Origin of the sequence: Streptomyces sp. 11x1 (assembly GCF_032598905.1) — a bacterium.
Taxonomy (GTDB): Bacteria; Actinomycetota; Actinomycetes; order Streptomycetales; family Streptomycetaceae; genus Streptomyces.
In genome coordinates this window covers 2,486,281-2,508,503 of sequence record NZ_CP122458.1, presented here as the reverse complement: position 1 = coordinate 2,508,503, position 22,223 = coordinate 2,486,281, and the positions used below count along the sequence as shown (strand labels likewise).

Below are 22,223 nucleotides of genomic sequence, written 5' to 3'. Positions count from 1 at the left end.
AACCGAGGCCACCGGTCAGATGAGTGCGTTGCGGATGGCGTAGGACACCACTTGTACGCGGTTGCGCAGCCCTAGGCGGATCTGGACGGCGGAGAGGATGTTCTTGATGGTGCGCTCGGAGTAGCTCAGCTTGGCGGCGATCTCCGACAGGGTGAATCCTTCCGAGAGCAGCTGCAGAACAGTGATCTCCCGGCTGCTGAGCCCGGAAGCGGTCAGGCCCCTGGGGTCCAGGACCTCGCGTTGGATGCGGTCCATCTGATCCAGCAGCCTGCCCTGGACGGCCGGCGGCAGATACGCCAGCCCTGCCCCCACGTCACACACCGCCCGCACCAGCGCTGCCGCATCCAACTCGGCACGCCGCAGCACCGCCCGTATCCCATGCTTTGCGACGGCTGCCGGGTCAGTGTGCCAGCCGCCACTCACCACCAGCACAAAGCGGCTCCCAGGCGGTGCGGGTAAACCGCGCAGCAGTTCCAGCGCCGAGGAATCGACCGCTTTGACCGCGACCACCACGGTCTCGGCCTCCTCCATGACCGTCAGGGTGATCTGGGGACTCTCCTCCAAGCATGTCATCAGACCGATCTTGGTCAGCGGGTCTGCGGCGTACACGGCTGCACGGACTGTTCTCAATGCCTTCCGCCCAAGGGCAGGGCGCTGTACGTGTTCAGCGCGGGCTGTCCGCCGAGGTGGGCGTAGAGCACGGTCGCGTCCCGTTCGATCTCACCGCGTGTGACGAGGGTGATCATCCCGGCCGTCGACTTCCCCTCGTAGACGGGGTCGGTGACCATGCCCTCCGTGCGTCGACGCCGGCCGGGTTGTCGTCGGCCTTGAGCAGGAAGGGCTCGAGGGACGCCGGGAAGGCGGCCTTCGCCACCCGGCCCGAACCGTAGGTGCCCAGGTAGCGGCCCACCTCACCGGTGCCCGTCGAGAAGCCGACGAGGACGGCGTCCGTCAGGTCCAGCGTGGTCAGCACCTTGTCCGGGTCGGCGGCGAAGGTGTCGTGGTCGTGGCCCTTGGTCGGCTGCGAGGAGCGGCCGAAGCCGCGCCGGTCGTAGGTGATGACCGGGTGGCCGGCCTCCAGCAGGGCGGGCACCTGCCGCTCCCAGGAGTGGCCGTCCAGCGGATGGCCGTGGATGAGCACGACGGGCTGTCCGGTGCCGTGGTCCTCGTAGTAGAGCTCGATGGGCGCGCTGTTCTCTTCGCCGACGGTGATGCACAGCATGTCGGTTCCCCCACCATGCACGGGAGTTCGGGTACGGGGTCCAGCCCACCACTAGTGAGGGGACCTCGCCAGGCAGAATGCCAGGCAGAACTAGACAGCGCTTGCTGTAATGGTCGCGATGACCAGTCATGCTTCCGACACGTCCCCCGGCGGCACTCCCTTCGGGGTGATGCTGCGATCCCTGCGCCGGGCCGCCCGGATGACCCTGGAAGAGCTGTCCGGGGCGTCCGGAGTCAGTGTCCGCGCGCTCGGCGACATGGAGCGCGGACGCAGCCGCGGACCGCAGCGCCGTACCGTCGACGCGCTCGCGGCCGCGCTCGCGCTGGACGGCGAACAGCGCGAGCGCCTCCAGCGCCTGGCCGACGCCGGCCGGGAACGCGGCGGCCCGAGCCCGTCGCCGTATCTCCTGCGCACCGTCGCCGACTTCACCGGCCGGGAGCAGGAGCTGGCGGATCTGGAGGCCCTCGTCACCGGTGCCGGCACCCGGGCCGTGGTGCTCTTCGGGCCGGGCGGGCAGGGCAAGACGACGCTCGCCGCGGAGGCCGCCAGGCGGCTGGCCGGGCACTTCCCGGACGGCTGTGTCAGCGTGCGGCTGCACGGCATGAGCGACGCGCCGCTGCCCGCCGCCGAGGCGTTGGTCCTGTTGCTGACGGCCCTCGGCCATCCCCCCGAGCGGATCCCGGTGGACCCGGTCGCGCGGGAAGCCGTCTACCGGGCCACCCTGGGCGCCCGGCGGGCCCTGATCGTCCTCGACGACGCGGCCGACGAGGAACGCACCAGGCCGCTGCTGCCGGACGCCGAGGGCAGTTTCGTGCTGGTCACCAGCAGACGGCCGCTGGCCGGTCTGGAAGGCGTACGGCGGATCAGGCTCGGCGGGCTCAGCGGCCACGAGTCGGCGGCGCTGCTGGAGCGGATCCTCGGGGCCGCGCGCACCGGCGGCCAGTCCCAGGCGATCGCCCGGCTGACCGGGCTGTGCGGGCATCTGCCGCTGGCCCTGCGGATCGTCGGCAACCGCCTCTCCAGCCGGCCGAGCTGGCCGCCGTCCCGTCTGGCCGACCAACTCGGCGACGAGGAACGGCGGTTGAACGGCCTGATCGCGGGCGACCTCGCCGTGCGCAGCGCCCTCGCCCTCTCCTACGGCCAGCTCACCGGCCCCCACCGGCTGCTGTTGCGCCGGCTCGCCCTGCTGCCCGGCCGCGACACAGGCCCGGACCTGGCCGCCCTCCTGACCGGCGACGACGACCCGCTCGCGGTCGAGGACTCCCTCGACCTGCTGGTCGACCGCGGTCTGCTGGAAGAACCGACACCCGGCCGCTACGACCTGCATGACCTGGTACGGCTCTTCGCCCGCGAGCAACTGCACGCCGAGGAGACGGAGTCGGCGGTCGCGGAAGTCCGGCTCCGCATGGCCGACTGGCTCCTGCGCTCGGCCTCCGCGGCGGGCCGCTGGTTCGAGGCGCCCGGCGCGCCGGAGCCGTGGCCGGGCGAACCCGCCCCCTTCACCCCCGCGTCCGCCGAGGAGGCGGAGGAGTGGCTGAGAGCCGAACGCGCCCACTGGGTCGGGGCGTTGCCCCTCATGTCCGCGGCGGGCCGGCACGCGGAGATCCTGCACACGGCCCGCACCCTGTACTGGTTCTCCGACCGCTGGGAGAAGTCGCCCGAGTGGCAGACCCTGTTCACGTACGGCGTCCGGTCCGCAGCCGCCCTCGGCGACCGCGCGGCCGAGGCGCACCAGCTGAACTGCCTGGCATGGGCGCACCGGGTGGGCGCCCACGAGTACGCGCGCTGCGAGGAACTCGCCCGGCAGGCCCTGCGTTTGGCGGAGGAGACCGGCGAGACGGCACTCCAGGCCTGGGCATGGGGCTACATCACCAGTGCCTGCATGAATCTGGGCCGCCCCGCGGAGGCGGCCGAGGCGGCAGGAAAGGCAGTGGAGCTCTTCGAGGCCATCAGCGACACCACCGGCGCGGCGATCTCGCGGCGGATGCTCGCCAGCGCACTGCGCGAGGCCGGCCGCCCCGAGGAGGCGCTGGCCATCCACCGCTCCTTGCTCGGCGGCTCCGCCGGCGACGTACCAGGCCTCAACGCCACCTCCCAGGCACTCATCCAGACCGAGACGGCCTACGACCTGTCGGCCCTGCACCGCTGGCCCGAGGCGGTGCAGGTCTTCCGGGCCATCACTCCCCCGCCCACCTACAAGGACAGCGACCGCTTCCGAGCCAGGGTCCACTCCGGCCTGGCCGCGGCCCTGGAACACATCGGCGAACTCCCCGAGGCCCACGAGCACTACATCCGGGCGCACCGCCTGTTCACCGAGATAGGCGACAGAGAATCCGCTGCCGGGGCGGCAACGTCGATCGACCGGACCCGCTCAGCGGGGAAGGCCGGGCAGCAGGTCGCTCCCGGCAACGTGAGCGGTCAGCTGGGGGCGGGGTCGTAGCCGGGGTCGGCCGAGATCCGCCGGCCCGGCGGCCCGCCAGCCCTAGGCGAGGTCGCCCTCCCCGGGACGGGGAGTGGATCGCCGAGGCGGCCGACCGCGCAACGGCCGCCCCGGAGCTAGGGGACCCGGGCGGCCGAACGAACAGCTCGCTGACCGGGACTTCAGGGCCGAGCAGAGGGATCCGTGCCTGTCCGAACCTTCCATCGTGGCTCGTGTACGAGATCACCAGAGGTGGAGGGACGGGTTCTCAGACATACGAGGGTGTCTCGAACCACTGCAAGGCATTGAACGCACTGCCCGGCAGGTGAGCGGAGCACGTGTGCGATCGAGCCGCCCCGTGTTCGTTCAGCAGTCGGCTGACCGTGTTGAGGCGGGCGGCAAGAGCTCGCTCTCCGCCGCTGATACGGGATCGGGCAGGCGGCTGCGCGCGCTCGATCAGGGCGTGCAGCGTGGGGGCCTCGTCCTTCGGCTGATTCCGGTGTCGCCACAGTCCGGTGGTGAGGTCGAAGGCGTAGTCCGGCAGCAGGGTCCACCCGAAGGCGGCCACAAGCTGGACGGCCTGCACGAGGTAGCCGAACTCGGCCTCCGAGATGGCGTAGTGGAAGCTCAGGCGTGCCCACCCAGGCTTGAGGCCCTCTTCTCCTGCGAGGATCGCCTTCTCGAACTGCTGGGAACGGTCCATGCCAATGCCCAGAAGCCGGTGGCCATACGGTCCGGCGCAGGAGCAGCCGCCGCGGGCCTGGATGCCGAACAGGTCATTGAGGAGCGCCACGACGAAGTTGTGGTGGAGGTGGTGGCCACAAGGGGCTTTCACCGTAAAGGAGACGATGGGCAAGCGCTCGGCTGTCGGGCTGCCTAGGACCTCGAGTGCGGGGACGGCGGCCCATGCGGACAGCGCGCGGCGCAGGAAGTCCTGCTCGCGGCGGTGTATCGTCCCCGTTCCGACCAGGGTCTTGAGGTGCACAGCCAGGCCGGCCCGGATCGACTCGACGATGGCAGGGGTACCGCCCTCGTTGCGATGCACCGGATCGGTGAGGTACCGGTGGTCCCGCGGGCTGGCGTAGCAGACCGTACCGCCACCCGGCAGCGCCGGTATGCGGGTGGTGCACAGGTCGCGGCGTACGGCCAGGACACCGGGGCTGCCCGGTCCTCCGACGAACTTGTGGGGGGAGAAGTAGACCGCGTCCTTGGCGGCCTGAGGGTCTCCCGGCACTGACATACGGATGTCCGTGTAGGGAGCCGCGGCCGCGAAGTCGAAGAACGCCAGAGCGCCGTATTGGTGCAGCAGCCGCGACACGGCGTCGGTGTCGGTGAGGATCCCGGTGACGTTGCTCGCCGCCGAGAACGCCCCGATGCGCAGCGGGCGGTCAGCGTACGCCTTCAGGCGGCGCTCCAGACAGGCGAGGTCGATGTGCCCGTCCTCGTCCTCCGGCACGGCGACCACTTCGGCGATGGTCTCGCGCCACGGCAACTCGTTCGAGTGGTGCTCGTACGGGCCGACGAATATCACGGGGCGCTGGTCGCAGCGGATGTGGCGGGCGAGGCGGTAGGACCGATCGAGGGAATCGGGCAATCGCAGGCCGAGCAGGGTAATCAGCCGGTCCACCGCCGAGGTGGCCCCCGAGCCGCAGAACAGGATGCAGACACTGTCATCGGCGCCGATCGCCTGTGCGACCAGGCGTCTGGCCTCCTCGCGCCGAGCCGTGGTGACCCGGCCGGTCAGCGTCGCCTCCGTGTGTGTATTGGCGTAGAACGGAACCACCTCGTCGCGGATGGCGTCCTCGACGAACGTGAGCGCTCGCCCGCTCGCGGTCCAGTCGGCATAGACCAGAGGACAGGGCCCGTACGGCCCCGCCACCTCCGTCGTCCTTCCCACCATCGCCGCGCGCATGCGCCGTATCAGCTCGGATTCGGCGGCCTCGGGAGCCGGCGGGGGGATCGGCACCAGCCCGGGACAGTGACCACCCGGGACGTCTCTGAATTTGAGCGACAGTGTACGCATAGCCGGATTCCTCAGCTCTCTCGTGCAGCGAGCTCATGCTGACTCCTGACACCGGGCGGGCAGGTGCCTCGGTGGGGTGCCGTCGGCCGCCACCGACACGGGAAGGATGCGCCCGAGCGGCACAACTGCTCACCAGCGAGCTCCACCAGCCTCAGTACCGGTGAAGCTAAGGCACCCCCGAGGCCCCTCTGAGCACTCGGCAGCGGAAAAGGGCGGGACGGGAAGGTGATCGTCCCGTTCGGGCATGCCGTCAGCCATCCGGTCTCCGAGTCCACGGACCGATCTCGCGCTTGGCGTCATGGCCTGAAACGTGAAGCGCCCGACTCCGTCCGGGGCCTGCTGCTGGACCGGGAGCTGAACCCTGGGGTCCAGGATCGCCATTCCCGCTGGGCCACTGGGTCAGGCGCGGGCTTGCGATACCGGGCGGATGCGCGAAAGGGCAACTTCACAGGGACCGATGGCTCAGAACTTCCTCAACTGGAACTGCTCTCAGGCGAGTTGAGCTCTAACCTCATGCCAATCTCGCAGCGACTCATCACACCCAGGAGCAGTCCTATGGCAGGCGGCGTACAGCAGTCGAGTGCACAGTCGACCCGGAACGGCATCCATGCTCTGGAATCCGCTCACGACGGCGTCGCGCGGTGCCGTCAGGACGTGGACGCCACACGTAACAACCTCTCCGCGGCGTACCGGGGCGGTGACGGAGGGCAGTACGGTGCGCTGCTGCGGAAGTGGGACGACCAGTGCGCCGTGATCCAGAAGAACCTCCAGGGCATGGTCGAGGCGCTCAATCTGAGTATGAAGCAGCATCAGCAGACCCAGACCTCCGCGGGGGAGGCCATCAGCCGGGCCGCCAGCGCCTCGGAGAACGCGGCCTTCCAGCAGCTCAACCCCTCCTGATCCGCCCGCCGCCCCTCCCCGCACCGATGACCGAGACGAGACCACTGATGAGCGACAACCTCACCGACGGACACATCTACGTCGCCTACTCCCACGTGCTGAACGCGGCGGACGACATGGTCAGCCAGACCAGGGCGATCGCCACCACCCTGGCCAACCTGGAAGCGGAACTCAACGAGCTGAAGAACACCTGGTACGGCGCCGACGCCGACGTCTACCGGCAGAAGCAGGCCGCGTGGGACCAGGCCCTGCGGAACATGGAGCAGCTGCTCACCTCGCACGCCGGCCTGCTGACGGACATCTCCGCCAACTACAAGTACAGCGAGAACTCCCTCTCCCAGATGTGGTCCGAGGTCACCATCGGCCGCTGAGCCGACCACAGCCGGCGCGGGCACCCCCCTCGCTCGCGCCACCGCCCGCCGCCCGGCCCCCGTTCCGGGCGGCGGGCGAGTACTCAGGAGACTGACAGTGACCGATCTCGATCTGACGCACCTCAACGCCAAGGAACTGAACAGGTTCATCGAAGAGGTGGCCGAGTTCAGCAATGCACTGAAGGCGATCCGCGAGGACAAGCCCCCCGTGCTCGCGCTCAGGAGTCTGGTGGAGGGACGCTCCACCGGCGACACGCTGAACCAGAACAGGGTCCTCGCCATCGGCACCATGGTCGGCGACGAGCTGACGCACGGCAAGACCCTGGTCGAGGTACTGACCAAGGCCGCCAAGTCCGTCGACGACGTCTTCGCGGCACAGCAGACCCTGTTCAAGGACATCGAGCGCGACCTGCAGACGACCATCGACACGCTGCTGAGGAACCAGAGCGACAGTCTGACCGCCATCGAGGGCGAGAAACTGCTCGACGCCTTCTCGAACATCGACAACGACCTGGCCGACCGTCCGACCTCCCGATCCTGAGCCGTCCCCCCCTCCTCCTCCCGGGAGTTCCCCGCTGTGGCTGACAACACCCCCGAAGACGACTACTGGTCCACGGCCGTCTCCAGCTTCACCGGGTACAAAATGCCCGAACGGGGCAAGCTGTTCGAGAAGCTCAAGAGCGACAAGGGTGTCCCCCTCTTCCGGCACGAAGTCGAGTCCCTTGGTGTGAGGGCCGTGCAGCCGAGCGACATCGGCCGAAACGTGCGCCAGGGCGAGGACTACGACATAGTCTTCTACTCCTCCTCGGGCGGTGACGGCCGTCACGACGGCGTGAAGATGCATCGCGTCCGGATCGTGATGATCGGCGTCATCCCCGACGCGAATGGCCGGGCCACGTTCTTCTCCGAGAGAGACGACCCCCTGGGCGAGGGGTGGGGTGACAACAACACCTTCACCGGCATCGGGAAAATCCAGTGGGACGCGTCCGACATGGCCCGTTACATCTTCGGAGGCAGGCGAGCGCTGGGGGCGCTCACCGATTCGTACAGCACCAAGGACTTCAGCTACGCCGGACAGTCCGTGCTGGACAGCAGCGCCGTCGATCTGCTGTCGTTCACCCGTACGGCGCAGTCGTTCGACAGGGCGAAAGGATTCCTCGTACAACAGGCGGAGACGCTGGGGCAGTGGGAGAGGGCCCTGGGCTCGGAGCGGTCCGCCTGGCGCGGAAAGGCCGCCGGGGTCTTCCGCGGGCTGGTCAAACAGCTGCACAAGAACTACGCCGGTTACGCCGACCAGCTCGGGGGCAAGGGCTACCAGGGCACACACCTCACGGTCGACGGCTACCTGCCCACGTCCAAACCTGGTCACGCGGTCACGGTCGCGCAGCGCAATCTGCTCGCCCAGGCGAAGGAGTTGGCGTACGCGTGGCAGGACTGGGCCGACTCCGGTCGGCATGACCCGCACCGCGTGGTCAACGACCTGCTGGCCGACCTGGTCAAGTGGCTGATCGCCAACAACCACCCCCATGTGCTGAGCCACGACCGCGGGAGCGACCCAGATGGCTCGGAGCTACCCCCGACCTATTCCACCAGTGCCGCCTTCCGCCAGGTCCATCCCGTCTACGGGGACCTCAGGAACGACCAGGCATGGAAGACACTGGGCGAGAGGGCCGTCAGGATATGGCGGGAGACTCAGGATGCCTACGTCGAGACGCCGGCCCGCAACGCCCTGTCGCGTCTCGGCAATGGGTGGCTGCAGACCTCGAAGGACGTCGTCGTCGCGCTGCGGACCAGGGACACCACCCCTCTGACCGAGGCATACAGGAAGGAGGAGGCTCGGCTCGCGAAGGAGAAGGCCGAGAAGGACGGCGACTCCCTCAGCAAGACCCTCAACAGCCTTGGCGGCTTCGGCAAACAGATGAACAAGGCCATGGAGGACTTCGGCAACAACATGGGCAAGGGGCTGGGGGGCTTCGGTAACCAGCTGAACAAGGGCCTGAACGACTTCGGCCAGGGCATGAACAAGAACCTGAACGACTTCGGCGAAGGCATGAGCAAGGGCCTGAACGGGGCCACCAAGGGCATCGGTGACAACGTCAGCAGCCTGAACAAGGGTCTGAACGACTTCGGCCAGGGCCTGAACAAGGGCCTGAACGGGGCCACCAAGGGCATCGGCGACACCGTCAGCAGCCTGAACCAGGGGGGTATCGGCGGCTACCTGGGCGGAATCCTCGGCGGCAACGGGAACCCCACGCACAGCTCCGATCCGTCGGCCAAGAACACCGCCGGCGGCATCAGGAATCCCGACGGCAGCACCACCGTGCTGAACCCGGACGGCTCGCTGACCGCCAAGTACCCGGACGGATCAGTCCAGACCGTCAACCCCCCCGGGACCACCCCCTTTCCGCAGCCATTTCCGTCACCGGGCACGGTCACCACGCCCAGCGGCTCCACCACGAAGCTGAACGCGGACGGCACACTGACGACGACATACCCGGACGGCACGAAGGAGACCGTCGATCCGTCCAAACACACGGTCTCCACCACCACACCCGACGGCAAGACACACACCGACTCCCTGCGCCCCGGCCATCAGTTCACCAACCCCGACGGCAGCACCACCGCCCTCAACCCCAACGGCTCGCTGACCACCAAATACCCGGACGGGTCGGTCCAGACCATCAACCCCGACGGGAGCGTCACCACCTCGCAGCCGCATCCGTCATCGGGCACGGTCACCACGCCCAGCGGTTCCACCACGAAGCTGAACGCGGACGGCACACTGACGACGACCTACCCGGACGGCACGAAGGAGACCGTCGATCCGTCCAAGAACACGGTCTCCACCACCACACCCGACGGCAAGACACACACCGACTCCCTGCGCCCCGGCCATCAGTTCACCAACCCCGACGGCAGCACCACCGCCCTCAACCCCGACGGCTCGCTGACCACCAAATACCGGGACGGGTCGGTCCAGACCATCAACCCCGACGGGAGTGTCACCACCACCACCGACCTGAACGGCTCGTCCACCGGCAAGAACACCCCGGGCAGCGGCGGCCACTCCGGCACCTCCGGTCACTCCGGCAGCGGTACCTCCGGGCTGAACCACCATCTGCCGTCACCGAGTTCGTTCGACCTCCGCGACTTCGACACCTCCGGTCTCAACGGCCACCAGCCCATGAGCACACCGCTCAGCCCGGCACTGGCCGGCGGAACCGCCGCCACCGGGGACGGGGGCGCCGACTCCTACGAGGACTACGACAGCATCCCGTACGCCGGTGGCGCGCTGGGCGCACCCACCGATGACTCCACCAGCTCCTCGGCTGCCCAGGAGAGCACCGGCGGCATGCCGCTGAACCCCATGGCGTTCGGTGGCATGGGCGGCATGGGTGGCATGGGCGGCACGGGCGGAGGCGGCACCGGCGGATCGAACGGCGAACGCGTCCGCTCGGTGCTCAGCGACGGCGACGGCGCCGCCCTGCGCCGACGGCGGAGGTCCCGGGGGGCCGCGTCGGCCGACGACGAGGAGGACGTGGTCGTCACCAGGGGCGGACGGCCCGTCACGGCCTCCACCCCGTACGCCCCCATGGGGATGGACGGCGGTCAGGGTGGCCGGTCCACCGAGTCCGGCGACCGCGTGCGGTCGAACTGGGGGACGGAGGAGGACGACGACGTGTGGGGCACGGACGAAGGCGGCGCTCCGGCGGTGATCGGACGATGAGCGGAGGCAGGACGATGAACGACGGTGGCGCAAAGGACACGTCCGGGGAACCGGTGGCGCAGGAGGCGTCGATCGAGCAGCGGCTGGCCCAGGCGATGGCCGAACTCGAAGCCACCCAGAAGGCCGTGGCCGAGGCGGAGGAGGAACTGCGTCATGCATCCTGCACCGTGCGCTCCAGGGACCGTGCGGTCGAGGTCACGGTCGGTCACCAGGGCGAGCTGACGGAACTGCGGTTCCTGGACGGCAAGTACCGGAACATGACCGCCGGTGAGCTGGCCGGCAGCGTCCTGGAGGCGGCGGAGCGCGCCCGGACGCAGATGTCCCGGCAGGTGATGGAGACGTTCGAGCCCTTCACCCGGCCGAGCGACGCCGTACCCGAGATGACCGGTATGGACGTCGACTGGGCCGCGATCTTCGGTCCCGGTGTCCAGGAGACCGCGCACACCGCCCCCGGCGGCCCTTCCAGGAACCGCCTGCGCGACGAGATCCACGAGGACACGGAGGACGAGCACGATGTCTGACACCGGCGGCGCCTACAGCGCGAACGCGGACGAGGTCCGCAGGGCGGCGGAGCTCATCGACAAGATCGCCGCCATGTCGGGTGCCATCGTCGGCGACTTCGCCGAGGGGGCGAGGGCGACCAGCGGCTGGGAGGGCGACGACAGTTACGGCCGGTCGCTGCGTACGAACCTGGACAAGGAACTGACCTCGACGACCGACACCGGCAAGGCGGTCGCCGAGGCGATCGGCGCCGTCTCCCACGGCAGTCTCGAGAACGCACGGAACATCCTCAAGACCCAGGCCGGAAACCTTGACGCGATCCTCACGTCACGGGGCGCGGGCAGCGCCGGGACCGGCAGAAAGAGCTGATACGACATGGCGATCCAGGCCTCGACGCCGGTGAACAACATGCTGTTCGTCCTCACCGGCGAACGCCTCATCCAGGCGAACGAGGACCTGGCGCGCGAGAGTCACGCACCGTACCGGAAGCTGGCCAGGAATCTGGACGAGCTGTCCGACCTGGTCGAGAAGTCGATCGGCAGCGCGGCCCGCGCGCTGCCGCCCCAGGCCGGCCAGAACTACGTCCGCGCGATGCGCATGTTCGTGGACCAGGGCGGGACCGCCAATCTCAAGCAGTTCTCGCGGCAGCTGGACGAGGTCGCCGACAACAGGGTCAGGACCTCCTACCAGATCATGGAGACCAAGTGGCAGATCATCGCCGAGGTGATCCGTCTCATCATCGAGCTGGTCGTCGTCTTCGCTTTGTCGGTGTTCAGCAGCGGAGCGGCGGCCGGCCGGGCCGCCATGGCCAAGGCCCGGAGCCGGGTCTTGATCCTCACGCTGATGGACACGCTCATGCGGCGCACGCATGTGCTGCCCATCCTGAGTGAGGCGCTGGAGGAGGCGTTCCAGTCCTTCGCGGTGCGTCTGGGCATGATCGCCTTCACGGACAGCCCGTTCAGTCCCAAGGGCTTCGACTGGAAGCAGATCGCCCAGGACGGCGCGTTCGGCGCGTTCGCGGCGGCTTTCATCACCCCGATCGCCAGGAGCGGCCAGGGCGCCTTCGACGGGCTCAAGAAGAGCTTCAAGGGGACGGCACCGGTCAAGAACGTCGCCGACGACGTCATCGCCAAGGTCGGCGAGAAGACGAATCCCTCGGTGATCAACCGCACGCCCGGCGCAAGGGCCGGAAAGTCCGGCACGGAAACGGCCGTACCGGTCCAGCCCGCACAGGGCCGGCACCTCTCCGGCGGAAGTCTCGCCTTCGGTGAGGCGGGCGGTGAGTCCCTGGCCGAGGTGCTCGGCGGCGGACTCTTCTACGGCAACTGGTCCACGTCCCCGGACACGTTCGTCGGCGCGGGCCTGAGCAACCGGTCCGAACACGTCCTGCACACGGGCGCTGTGGGCTCGGGCACGTGGATCAACACCAAGTTCTCCGTCGACCCGCCCGTCGGCACGGTCAACGGGCCGGACGCCGGCCTCGGCACCGGCGGCGGCGGCGAGGACAAGGACACGAGCGAGAAGGGCACCCGTCCGGGCATTTCGGGGAGCGGTGGCTCCGCACACGCCGGCGACGGATCATCGGAGCCTGTCGTTCCCGTTCCCACCGTCAGTGCCGGTCCCACGGTCCCGGGGGGCCTCGACACGGGGATACGGCCCGCGCCCGGGGCCGGGGGCCCCGCCGCTGCCTGGGACGGCTCCAGCGGCCTCGGGGGAACCTCGGTTCCGCTGGGCGCCGCCCCGACGACGCCGTCCTCGACGGCCCCCCCGAGCCTTGCGCCGGCCACGAACACCACGAACGTCCCCGGCAACCGCCCCGGTGCCGGCCAGGGAGAGAACCCCGACGGCACGCCCGCGCACGACGCCGGAGCCCAGGAGACCGGCCCGGACCGGACTCCACCGCTCGCGCCCACGGCGGTCACACCTGCCGCCGTCACTGCCGTGACGGCCACGCCGCCGGCCACCACGCCCACGGACGTGCCGGCCGAGGCGCCGCACTCCGGTACGGCTGTCCCGCAGCCGGCGCCCTCGGGCGACCCCGCCCACGCTCCCGCGTCACGGCCCGTGCGGACCGTCTCCGGGGACCCGGACGCGGCCGGGGACCGTGTGCACGACAGCGACAGCGACAGCGATGCCGCCGTCGTCGAAGAGGGCGCCGACGGCCCTGTGCGGACGGTTTCGCAGACTCCCGCGGGCTCCGCCCCGTCGACCGGGCCGGCCTCCGGCTCGGTCGGCGCGGACGAGCAGTCCACAGACCGCACGCCCCCTCTGGTCCAGCCCGTCCCCGCCGCCGCGCCGCACTCTGCCCCGACGGCTGCCGGGCCGGCCGCCACAGCCCGGCCCACTGCCGCAGAGCAGACGGTGCCCAGGACCCGTGGGGAGGCGGACGGGGCGGCCCCGGCCCAGGAGGCCGCGGACCCGGTCCAGACGGTGGGCGGGAACGCGGCGGATCCGGCCCACGACGCCCTGGCCCACGACGCCCTGGCCCACGACGCACTGGCCCATGGTGAGAACGCCGGTGCGGTGGCGCCTGCCGGACAGGTGCCCACCGTGTCCGGGGCCGTAGCGGGACCCGCGGCCGGCACCGGTGACGGACGGACGGAGGAGCGGAGGTCCGACCGGCCCGACGTTTCGGAGTCCGACAGCGACACCGCCGTGTCCGCCGGCCCTTCCGGGCGGTCCGTCAGGGGCGAGGCCACCGCGGTCACACCCGTGACCGTGGAACTGGCCGCGCAACCCGGCGGCGGGCAGGGCGCCGGCGGGCAGGAGCCGGGTGCGCTGTGGGGGGCGGGCGAGGTGCGTTCCGAGCGGTGGACTCCCCTCCGGGCCGGGCAGGGGCCGAAGGGAGAGCCCCTGCCGGAGGCGTTCGAGTTCGGGTTGAAGGACGGGTCACCCGTGGTGCGGCGGGGGGACAGTTCGGGAGAGCGGACCGACGTCGGCTACGCGTGGGAACGGCGTCGGGGAAGCACGCCGGAGCAGGACACCATCCGGCTGACCCGCCGTGTCCTTCTGGTTCCGGAGGACGGTGTGAGCGAGGCCGAGGTCGCCGAGGTCCGCAAGACGCTCGCCCTGGGCCTGGACCGCCTCGTCAACGAGCCGGGCCACAGGCTGGAGGCCCTCCAGGACCAGGGCGACGACCGGGGAGAGTCGGGTCCCCGGCTCCAGGTCACCGTCGAGTTCGTCACCTCCGAGGACCGGGCGCACACCGTGGTGGCCGTCGTCAAGGGCAGGCCCAACGACGACGAGCCGATGAGACAGAACGAGTGGTACACCGACGCTCCCGCCGACAAGTACGTTCACGAGATCGTTCACGGCCTGGGTGTGCGTGATGGCAGGGACGGAGCCGACCCGCGGGTCCTGCTGACGCCGGGTGGTCACCGCCCGCAGGACGTCCCCGACGGCCATTACGACTTGATGGACCCGTACCAGGGCGGCAAGAAGGCCCTCCTGACCTCCGATCACCTGCGGCAGATCGCCGATGTCCTGACCCCCTACCTCCACCGGAACACGGTCGGCGCCACGTCGGCTCAGGGGATGGTGGTCACGGCTTCGGACGCGGTCGCCGCGTCCCGTTCGCAGAACGCGCCCGATGCGGCGGATGCGGAGGAACCCTCCGGCCGACGCGGTCCGGATGTCGCCCCCGCGATGCGCGATGCACGGGGGGCGGGAGAACCGGGCGAGGGCGTGGCTGCCCGGACCGCGGGCGAGTTGGACCTGGACGAGTGGTTCGAGCAGGCGGGTGACGTCGAGGACCGGCTGGACGATCTGTCCGTGCACGGCGACGACGATTCCGGTGCGGACGAGTTGGACCTGGACGAGTGGTTCGATCGGGAGGGTGGCGTCGAGGACCGGCTGGACGATCTGTCCGTGCACGGCGACGACTTCGACGTCCTCGGGAGTGACGAGTTCTCCGGCCGGCTCCAGGAGTCCTCGGGTACGGACGGGGAGCCTGCAGGGCCTGTTGCGCCGCAGGTGCCCGCGGCGGGTGTTTCGACCGTGGCGGGTACGGCGGCCGAGGGGCACAGCCCGGCGACTCTCCTCCAGGCCCAGGTGCGCTATGCAAAGGGCAGGCTGGGATCGTTCGAGGCCGTGGCCCGCATCGTCCGTGTCGGCACGCGATCGGTGAAGGGTTGGGCGAGCCGCCCGCTTTCGAAAATGGAGGTGGTCCATGCTGAGCGTCTCCGCGCGTTGGTTGACCTGCTCCAGGAGCCCGGCCGCACCGGCCCCCCCAGCAAGGAGGAAGTCAACGCCCGGGTCCGCAGCAACTGGAGCGACCTCCAGTCCAAGATAGTGCGCCTGGAGGAAGGGCTGGGATCGGTCAAGGCCGTGGCAGAAGTCCTCGGCGTCGCGGTGGCCCCTGTGAGCTTTTACTCTTACCGCTCCGGCGATATCCGGAACCCGGCTAAGGCCACGGTCGACCGGATCGACGCGGCATTGGCCCTGCTTGAGGAACGCGGCCCGGGCGGCACGGTCACCGCCGCCGACGTCACAGCACGCGTCACGCCGCACGACGCCCCCGGCAAGCTGGCTGACCTGGAAAAGTGGCTGGGGTCGCTGAGGGCCGTGGCCCGGGAGCTCGGTGTAGCACTGAATTCGATATCTAATGTCAAAAAAAATAACAACCCACGTGCGGACTTCGCCGCTCGGCTCGATGCGTTGCACAGCAAGTACCAGCAGCTGGGGCTCGCCGATGGCATCACCGTGCTCCAGGCGAGCGTGCGGTGGCTGGTGGAGGAGCTGGGGTCGGACGAGGCCGTGGCCGTCATACTCAAGGTCCACGCGGACTTGGTGCGGGGCTACCTGCGCGGCGTACCTCCGTGGCGAGGCGTTGCCGAGCGGATCAACGCGGCGGTGGCCTTGCTCCAGGAACCCGGCCGCACCGGACCGGTCACCGCGGATGAGGTCACGGTCCGGGTCAGCAGCAGCTGGAGACCCCTCCAGATCAAGACGGCGCGCCTGCTGGAACGGCTGGGATCGTTCGAGGCCGTGGCAGACATCCTCCGTATCGAGGTGATAGTCGTGCGCTGTTACCGCTTCGGCGATGTCACGAACGTGTTGCCTGCCGTCGCCGATCGGTTCGACGCGGCATTGGCCCTGCTTGAGGAACGCGGCCGCACCGGCACGGTCACCAAGGAAGAGGTCGACGCCCGGGTCACGCCGTACGACGCCCGCGGCAAGCTGGATTTCCTGGCAAAGTGGCTGGGGTCACCCATGGCCGTGGCCAGAGAGCTCGGTCATGGTGAAATAACCGTGCGGAAGCTGAGGTCCGGTGAGCTTGCTCCGTCCATGCTCGACAGGGACGGAATCGATACAGCGTACGAGTCGGTCCGCGAGCGGCTGCGGGCGTTGGGCGTCGACTTCGGTGACAGCGCCGAGCAGACCCGGCCCGTCACAGGCCGGCCCGCCACAGGCCGGGCGGCCGAATCCCCTGAGGGACAGCCTCCGGCGAAGCAGCGACGGCTGAACGACGATTCCGGTGCGGACGAGTTGGACCTGGACGAGTGGTTCGATCGGGAGGGTGGCGTCGAGGACCTGCTGGACGGTCTGTCCGTGCACGGCGACGACTTCGACGTCCTCGGGAGTGACGAGTTCTCCGGCCGGCCCCAGGAGTCCTCGGGTACGGACGGGGAGCCTGCAGGGCCTGTTGCACCGCAGGCGCCCGCGGCGGGCGTTTCGACCGTGGCGGGTACGGCGGCCGAGGGGCACAGCCCGGCGACTCTCCTCCAGGCCCAGGTGCGCTATGCAAAGGGCAGGCTGGGATCGTTCGAGGCCGTGGCCCGCATCGTCCGTGTCGGCACGCGATCGGTGGAGGTTTGGGAGAGCAGCCGGACTTCCAGGCCGGAGGTGGTCCATGGTGAGCGGCTCCGCGCGTTGGTCGAGCTGCTCCAGAAGGATCCCGGCCGCACCGGCCCCCCCAGCAAGGAGGAAGTCGACGCCCGGGTCCGCAGCAACTGGAGCGACCTCCAGTCCAAGATAGTGCGCCTGGAGGAAGGGCTGGGATCGCGCGAGGACGTGGCAGAAGTCCTCGGCGTCGCGGTGGCCCCTGTGAGCTTTTACTCTTACCGCTCCGGCCATACCCGGAACCCGGCTAAGGCCACGGTCGAGCGGATCGACGCGGCATTGGCCCTGCTTGAGGAACGCGGCCCGGGCGGCACGGTCACCGCCGCCGACGTCACAGCACGCGTCACGCCGCACGACGCCCCCGGCAAGCTGGCTGACCTGGAAAAGTGGCTGGGGTCGAAGAGCGCCGTGGCCCGGGAGCTCGGTACAACACTGAAGTCGATATCTAAAGTCAAAAAACACAACAACCCACGTGCGGACTTCGCCGCTCGGCTCGATGCGTTGCACAGCAAGTACCAGCAGCTGGGGCTCGCCGATGGCATCACCGTGTCCCAGGCGAGCGTGCGGTATCTGGTGAACCGGCTGGGGTCGGACGAGGCCGTGGCCGTCATACTCAAGGTCCACGCGGACTTGGTGCGGGGCTACCTGCGCGGCGTACCTCCGTGGCGAGGCGTTGCCGAGCGGATCAACGCGGCGGTGGCCTTGCTCCAGGAACCCGGCCGCACCGGACCGGTCACCGCGGATGAGGTCACGGTCCGGGTCAGCAGCAGCTGGAGACCCCTCCAGACCAAGACGGCGCGCCTGCTGGAACGGCTGGGATCGTTCGAGGCCGTGGCAGACATCCTCCGTATCGAGGTGATAGTCGTGCGCCGTTACCGCTTCGGCGATGTCACGAACGTGTTGCCTGCCGTCGCCGATCGGTTCGACGCGGCATTGGCCCTGCTTGAGGAACGCGGCCGCACCGGCACGGTCACCAAGGAAGAGGTCGACGCCCGGGTCACGCCGTACGACGCCCGCGGCAAGCTGGCTTTCCTGGCAAAGTGGCTGGGGTCACCCCTGGCCGTGGCCAGAGAGCTCGGTCTTGATGAAATAACCGTGCGGAAGCTGATGTCCGGTGCCGCTCCGTCCATGCTCGACAGGGACGGAATCGATAAAGCGTACGAGTGGATGCGCGATCGGCTGCGGGCGTTGGACGTCGACTTCGGTGACAGCGCCGAGCAGCTTGTCCAGCTCACCGGAAACGAGCTGGATTTCTTCGGGGACGTGCAACCCACGGACGCTACGCAACTCGAAGGCGAGCAGTGGCTCATCACTGAGGACGATGCCGACTTCCTGACGGGTGATTTCCAGAATCCGTTCACCGGGGACGAGGCCCTCTTCCCCAGCGGACAGTGGCTGCAGACGTCGTCCCACGAGTCCGTGAGCACGACCGGCGAGGAGGACGTCCAGCCCGGCACGACCCGGCCCGCCACAGGCCGGGCGGCCGAATCCCCTGAGGGACAGCCTCCGGCGAAGCAGCGACGGCTGAACGACGAATCCGGTGCGGACGAGTCGCACCTGGACGAGTGGTTCGAGCAGGACGGTGCCGTCGAGGACCTGTTGGACGGTCTGTCCGGCAGCGGCCGCCCGGGCGATACGGCGGGCGCGGGGGACATGGCGATCGACGTGGCGCCGGCGGTGGACTACACCATGGTGCACGGCGACGACTTCGATCTCTTCGACCGGGAACTGCACCGCACCGGCACCTGGAACCCGGTCACCGAGTCGGTCGACTGGGCCGGCGGTGAGCTGTTGGCCTCGGGCGAGGTGCGTAGCGAGCGGTGGATTCCGTTCGGCGGTGAAGGGACGCCCGAGGCGTTCGTGTTCACGCCCGCTCCGCCCGGCACCCGCACGTTGACCCGGCTGGTCGACGGTAGGCCCGTCGAGTTCGACGCGCCGTGGCTGGTGAACCGCCCGGAAGAGTCCGGCGAGCGGACGCAGGTCGGCTACTCCTGGGCCCACTACCGTGGTGCGACCCCCGCCCAGGACACCATCCACCTCACCCGCCGGATCCACCTGGTTTCGGAGGACGGTGTGAGCGAGGCCGAGGTCGCCGGGGTCCGCAAGAAGCTCGTCCTGGGCCTGGACCGCCTCGTCAACCAGCGCGACTACCGCCTGCCGGCCCTCCGGCCCGACCAGGTCACCGGCCCTTCCCTGCCCGGGCCGCTGCTGCGCGTGGAGGTGCGGTTCGTCGACTCGGATGAGCAGGCGGACTCCGTCGTCACCGTACGCGGCGGTCTGCCCCCCCGTGACCGGTCCATGGACATGATGCAGAACGCCTGGTACGCCGGCGTGCATCCAATCGCGTACGTCCACGAGATCGTCCACGGCCTCGGTGTCATCGACGACAACCCCGACCCACGCGTCCTGCTGACCCCCGGCGGCCGCAGCGAGCAGACCCTCGCCGAGGGCGAATCCAGCCTGATGGGCCCCTTCACCGACCCACCCCAGAACTTCGTCCTGACCACCGATCACCTGCGGCAGATCGCCGATGTCCTGACCCCCTACTTCCACCAGGACACGGCCGGCGCCACGTCGGCTCAGGGGGTGGTGGTCACGGCTTCGGACGCGGTCGCCGCGTCCCGTTCGGAGAACGCGCCCGATGTGGCGGATGCGGAGGAACGGTCCGGTCGGCGCGGTCCGGATGTCGCCCCCGCGATGCGCGATGCACGGGGGGCGGGAGAACAGAGCGAGGGCGTACCTGCCCGGACCGCGGGCGAGTTGGACCTGGACGAGTGGTTCGATCAGGCGGGTGCCGTCGAGGAGCTGCTGGACGGTCTGTCCATGCACGGCGACGACTTCGACGACGTCCTCGGGAGTGTCGAGCTCCCCGGCCGGCCCCAGGAGCCCTCGGGTACGAACGGGGAGCCTGCAGGGCCTGTTGCGCCGCAGGCGCCCGCGGCGGGCATTTCGACCGTGGCGGGTACGGCGGCCGAGGGGCGCAACCCGGAGACTCTCCTCCAGGCCGAGGTGCGCTATGCGCGGCACAGGCTGGGATCGTTCCAGGCCGTGGCCGACATCGTCGGTGCCCCCCCGAGCACGGTGAACAGATGGAGCAGCGGCCGGGCTTCGAAAATGGATGTGGTCTATGCTGAGCGGCTCCGCGCGTTGGTTGGCCTGCTCCAGGAGCCCGGCCGCACCGGCCCGGTCACCAAGGACGAGGTCATGGACCGGGTCCGCAGCGGCTGGAGCCCCCTCCGGTCCAAGACGGCGCGCCTGCTGGAAGGGCTGAGATCGCCCGAGGCCGTGGCAGAAGTCCTCGACCTCTCGGTGGGCGTCGTGAAATATTACCGCTCCGGCGTTATCACAAACCCGACTAAGGCTGTGGTCGACCGGATCGACGCGGCATTGGCCCTGCTTGAGGAACGCGGCCCCACCGGCACGGTCACCCGCGACGACGTCACAGCACGCGTCACGCCGTACGACGCCCGCGGCAAGCTGGATGACCTGGGAAAGTGGCTGGGGTCGGAGAGGGCCGTGGCCCGGGAGCTCCGTAAGCCACGGCCTACGGTGTTCAAAGTCAGAAAAGACAACAACCCACGTGCGGACTTCGCCGATAGGCTCGATGCGTTGTACGCCATGTACCAGGAGCTGGGGCTCGCCGATGGCATCACCGCGTCCCAGGCCCAAACGCAGTATCTGGTGAACCGGCTGGGGTCGGACGAGGCTGTGGCCGTCATACTCAAGGTCCACGCGTACTCGGTGCAGGTCTACCTGCGCGGCGTACCTCCGGGGCTAGGCGTTGCCGAGCGGATCAACGCGGCGGTGGCCTTGCTCCGGGAACCCGGCCGCACCGGCCCGGTCACCGAGGACGAGGTCATGGACCGGGTCCGCAGCGGCTGGAGCCCCCTCCAGACCAAGACGGCGCGCCTGCTGGACTGGCTGGGATCGTTCGAGGCCGTGTCAGACGTCGTCGGTATCGATGTGAATACCGTGCCCCATTACCGCTTCGGCGGTATCACGAACCCGTCGGCTGACGTCGCCGATCGGTTCGACGCGGCATTGGCCCTGCTTGAGGAACGCGGCCCGGGCGGCACGGTCACCCACGCCGACGTCACAGCACGCGTCACGCCGTACGACGCCCGCGGCAAGCTGAATTTCCTGGAAAAGTGGTGGGGGTCACGCAAGGCCGTGGCGAGAAGCCTCGATACTGACTTCGCAACAGTGCGGAACCTGATGTCCGGTGAGATCGCTCCGTCCATGGACATGAGGGACTCAATCGATGCAGCGTACGAGTCGGTCCGCGAGCGGCTGCGGGCGTTGGACATCGACTTCCTGACGGGTGATTTCCTCCACCTGCGGTTCGAGCAGCCGGGTGCCGATAACCTGGTGGACGAGTCGGACGGCATCGGCCCGGGCGACACGGCGGCCGCGGACGGCGCGGAATCGTCGGAGAATCTGTTCACCGGGGACGAGGCCCTCATCCTCAGCGGACAGTGGCTGCAGACGTCGTCCCACGAGTCCGTGAGCACGACTGGCGAGGAGCACGTCCAGCCCGGCACGACCCGGCCCGCCACAGGCCGGGCGGCCGAATCCCCTGAGGGACAGCCTCCGGCGAAGCAGCGACGGCTGAACGACGAATCCGGTGCGGACGGGTTGGACCTGGGCGAGTGGTTCGCGCAGGACCGTGCCGTCGAGGACCTGCTGGACGATCTGTCCGACAGCGGCCGCCCGGGCGATACGGCGGGCGCGGGGGACATGGCGATCGACGTGGCGCCGACGGTGGACTACACCATGGCGCACGGCGACTTCGACGTCCTCGGGAGTGACGAGTTCTCCGGCCGGCCCCAGGAGTCCTCGGGTACGGACGGGGAGCCTGCAGGGCCTGTTGCGCCGCAGGTGCCCGCGGCGGGTGTTTCGACCGTGGCGGGTACGGCGGCCGAGGGGCACAGCCCGGCGACTCTCCTCCAGGCCGAGGTGCGCTATGCAAAGGGCAGGCTGGGATCGTTCCGGGCCGTGGCCCGCACCGTCCGTGTCCGCAGGCCACAGCATGTGGAGGGTTGGGCGAGCCGCCCGCATTCGAGAATGGAGGTGGTCCATGCTGAGCGGCTCCGCGCGTTGGTTGACCTGCTCCAGGAGGAGCCCGGCCGCACCGGCCCCCCCAGCAAGGAGGAAGTCGACGCCCGGGTCCGCAGCAACTGGAGCGACCTCCAGTCCAAGCTAGTGCGCCTGGAGGAAGG

General features: G+C 69.5%; 11 protein-coding genes and 1 pseudogene (1 of these 12 running past the window's edge). 8 read left to right on the top strand and 4 right to left on the bottom strand.

Going from position 1 to position 22,223, the window contains the following annotated elements; all coding sequences use genetic code 11:
* Positions 1-15: 15 nt before the first annotated feature.
* From P8T65_RS10965 to P8T65_RS10955, 3 genes and pseudogenes are all read right to left on the bottom strand, one after another.
* Positions 16-609, bottom strand: a complete 594-nt coding sequence (locus tag P8T65_RS10965; RefSeq protein WP_316725230.1) for a response regulator transcription factor — start codon at positions 607-609, stop codon at positions 16-18.
* A gap of 17 nt (positions 610-626) precedes the next feature.
* Positions 627-788 carry a hypothetical protein gene (locus P8T65_RS10960; protein WP_316725229.1) on the bottom strand — a complete coding sequence of 54 codons (162 nt, stop codon included), beginning with the start codon at positions 786-788 and terminating at the stop codon, positions 627-629.
* A gap of 11 nt (positions 789-799) precedes the next feature.
* Positions 800-1,222: pseudogene (locus P8T65_RS10955) on the bottom strand (alpha/beta fold hydrolase); the annotation flags it as partial.
* Between the two features lie 118 nt (positions 1,223-1,340).
* On the opposite strand from P8T65_RS10955, the gene P8T65_RS10950 reads away from it, so the two are divergent.
* A complete protein-coding gene (locus P8T65_RS10950) occupies positions 1,341-3,662 on the top strand; it encodes a helix-turn-helix domain-containing protein (protein ID WP_316725228.1) in 2,322 nt (773 codons plus the stop codon).
* 247 nt (positions 3,663-3,909) lie between these two features.
* Here P8T65_RS10950 and P8T65_RS10945 read toward each other — a convergent pair whose 3' ends face one another.
* Entirely contained in the window at positions 3,910-5,607 is a 1,698-nt protein-coding gene (locus tag P8T65_RS10945; protein ID WP_316725227.1) for an aminotransferase class V-fold PLP-dependent enzyme, read from the bottom strand.
* Positions 5,608-6,318: 711 nt separating this feature from the next.
* Between P8T65_RS10945 and P8T65_RS10940 the strand changes: the two genes are divergently transcribed.
* The 7 genes from P8T65_RS10940 to P8T65_RS10910 form a co-directional block, all read left to right on the top strand.
* Entirely contained in the window at positions 6,319-6,564 is a 246-nt protein-coding gene (locus P8T65_RS10940; RefSeq protein ID WP_316725226.1) for a hypothetical protein, read from the top strand.
* 47 nt (positions 6,565-6,611) lie between these two features.
* Entirely contained in the window at positions 6,612-6,935 is a 324-nt protein-coding gene (locus tag P8T65_RS10935; protein ID WP_316725225.1) for a WXG100 family type VII secretion target, read from the top strand.
* A gap of 97 nt (positions 6,936-7,032) precedes the next feature.
* On the top strand, positions 7,033-7,476 hold the full coding sequence (locus P8T65_RS10930; RefSeq protein ID WP_316725224.1) for a type VII secretion system-associated protein: 444 nt from the start codon (positions 7,033-7,035) through the stop codon (positions 7,474-7,476).
* A gap of 36 nt (positions 7,477-7,512) precedes the next feature.
* A complete protein-coding gene (locus P8T65_RS10925) occupies positions 7,513-10,662 on the top strand; it encodes an AAWKG family protein (RefSeq protein ID WP_316725223.1) in 3,150 nt (1,049 codons plus the stop codon).
* A 14-nt stretch (positions 10,663-10,676) separates the two neighbouring features.
* On the top strand, positions 10,677-11,183 hold the full coding sequence (locus P8T65_RS10920) for a YbaB/EbfC family nucleoid-associated protein (RefSeq protein WP_316725222.1): 507 nt from the start codon (positions 10,677-10,679) through the stop codon (positions 11,181-11,183).
* The gene (locus tag P8T65_RS10915; RefSeq protein ID WP_316725221.1) at positions 11,176-11,532 is read left to right on the top strand and encodes a hypothetical protein; all 357 of its coding nucleotides are present in this window, start codon (positions 11,176-11,178) and stop codon (positions 11,530-11,532) included. Before P8T65_RS10920 ends, P8T65_RS10915 begins: the two co-directional genes overlap by 8 nt.
* A 6-nt stretch (positions 11,533-11,538) precedes the next feature.
* Positions 11,539-22,223, top strand: the beginning of a protein-coding gene (locus P8T65_RS10910; RefSeq protein WP_316725220.1) for an EndoU domain-containing protein. 21,022 nt of this gene lie beyond the right edge of the window; only the first 10,685 of its 31,707 coding nucleotides appear in the window; the start codon lies at positions 11,539-11,541; its stop codon lies off the right edge, out of view.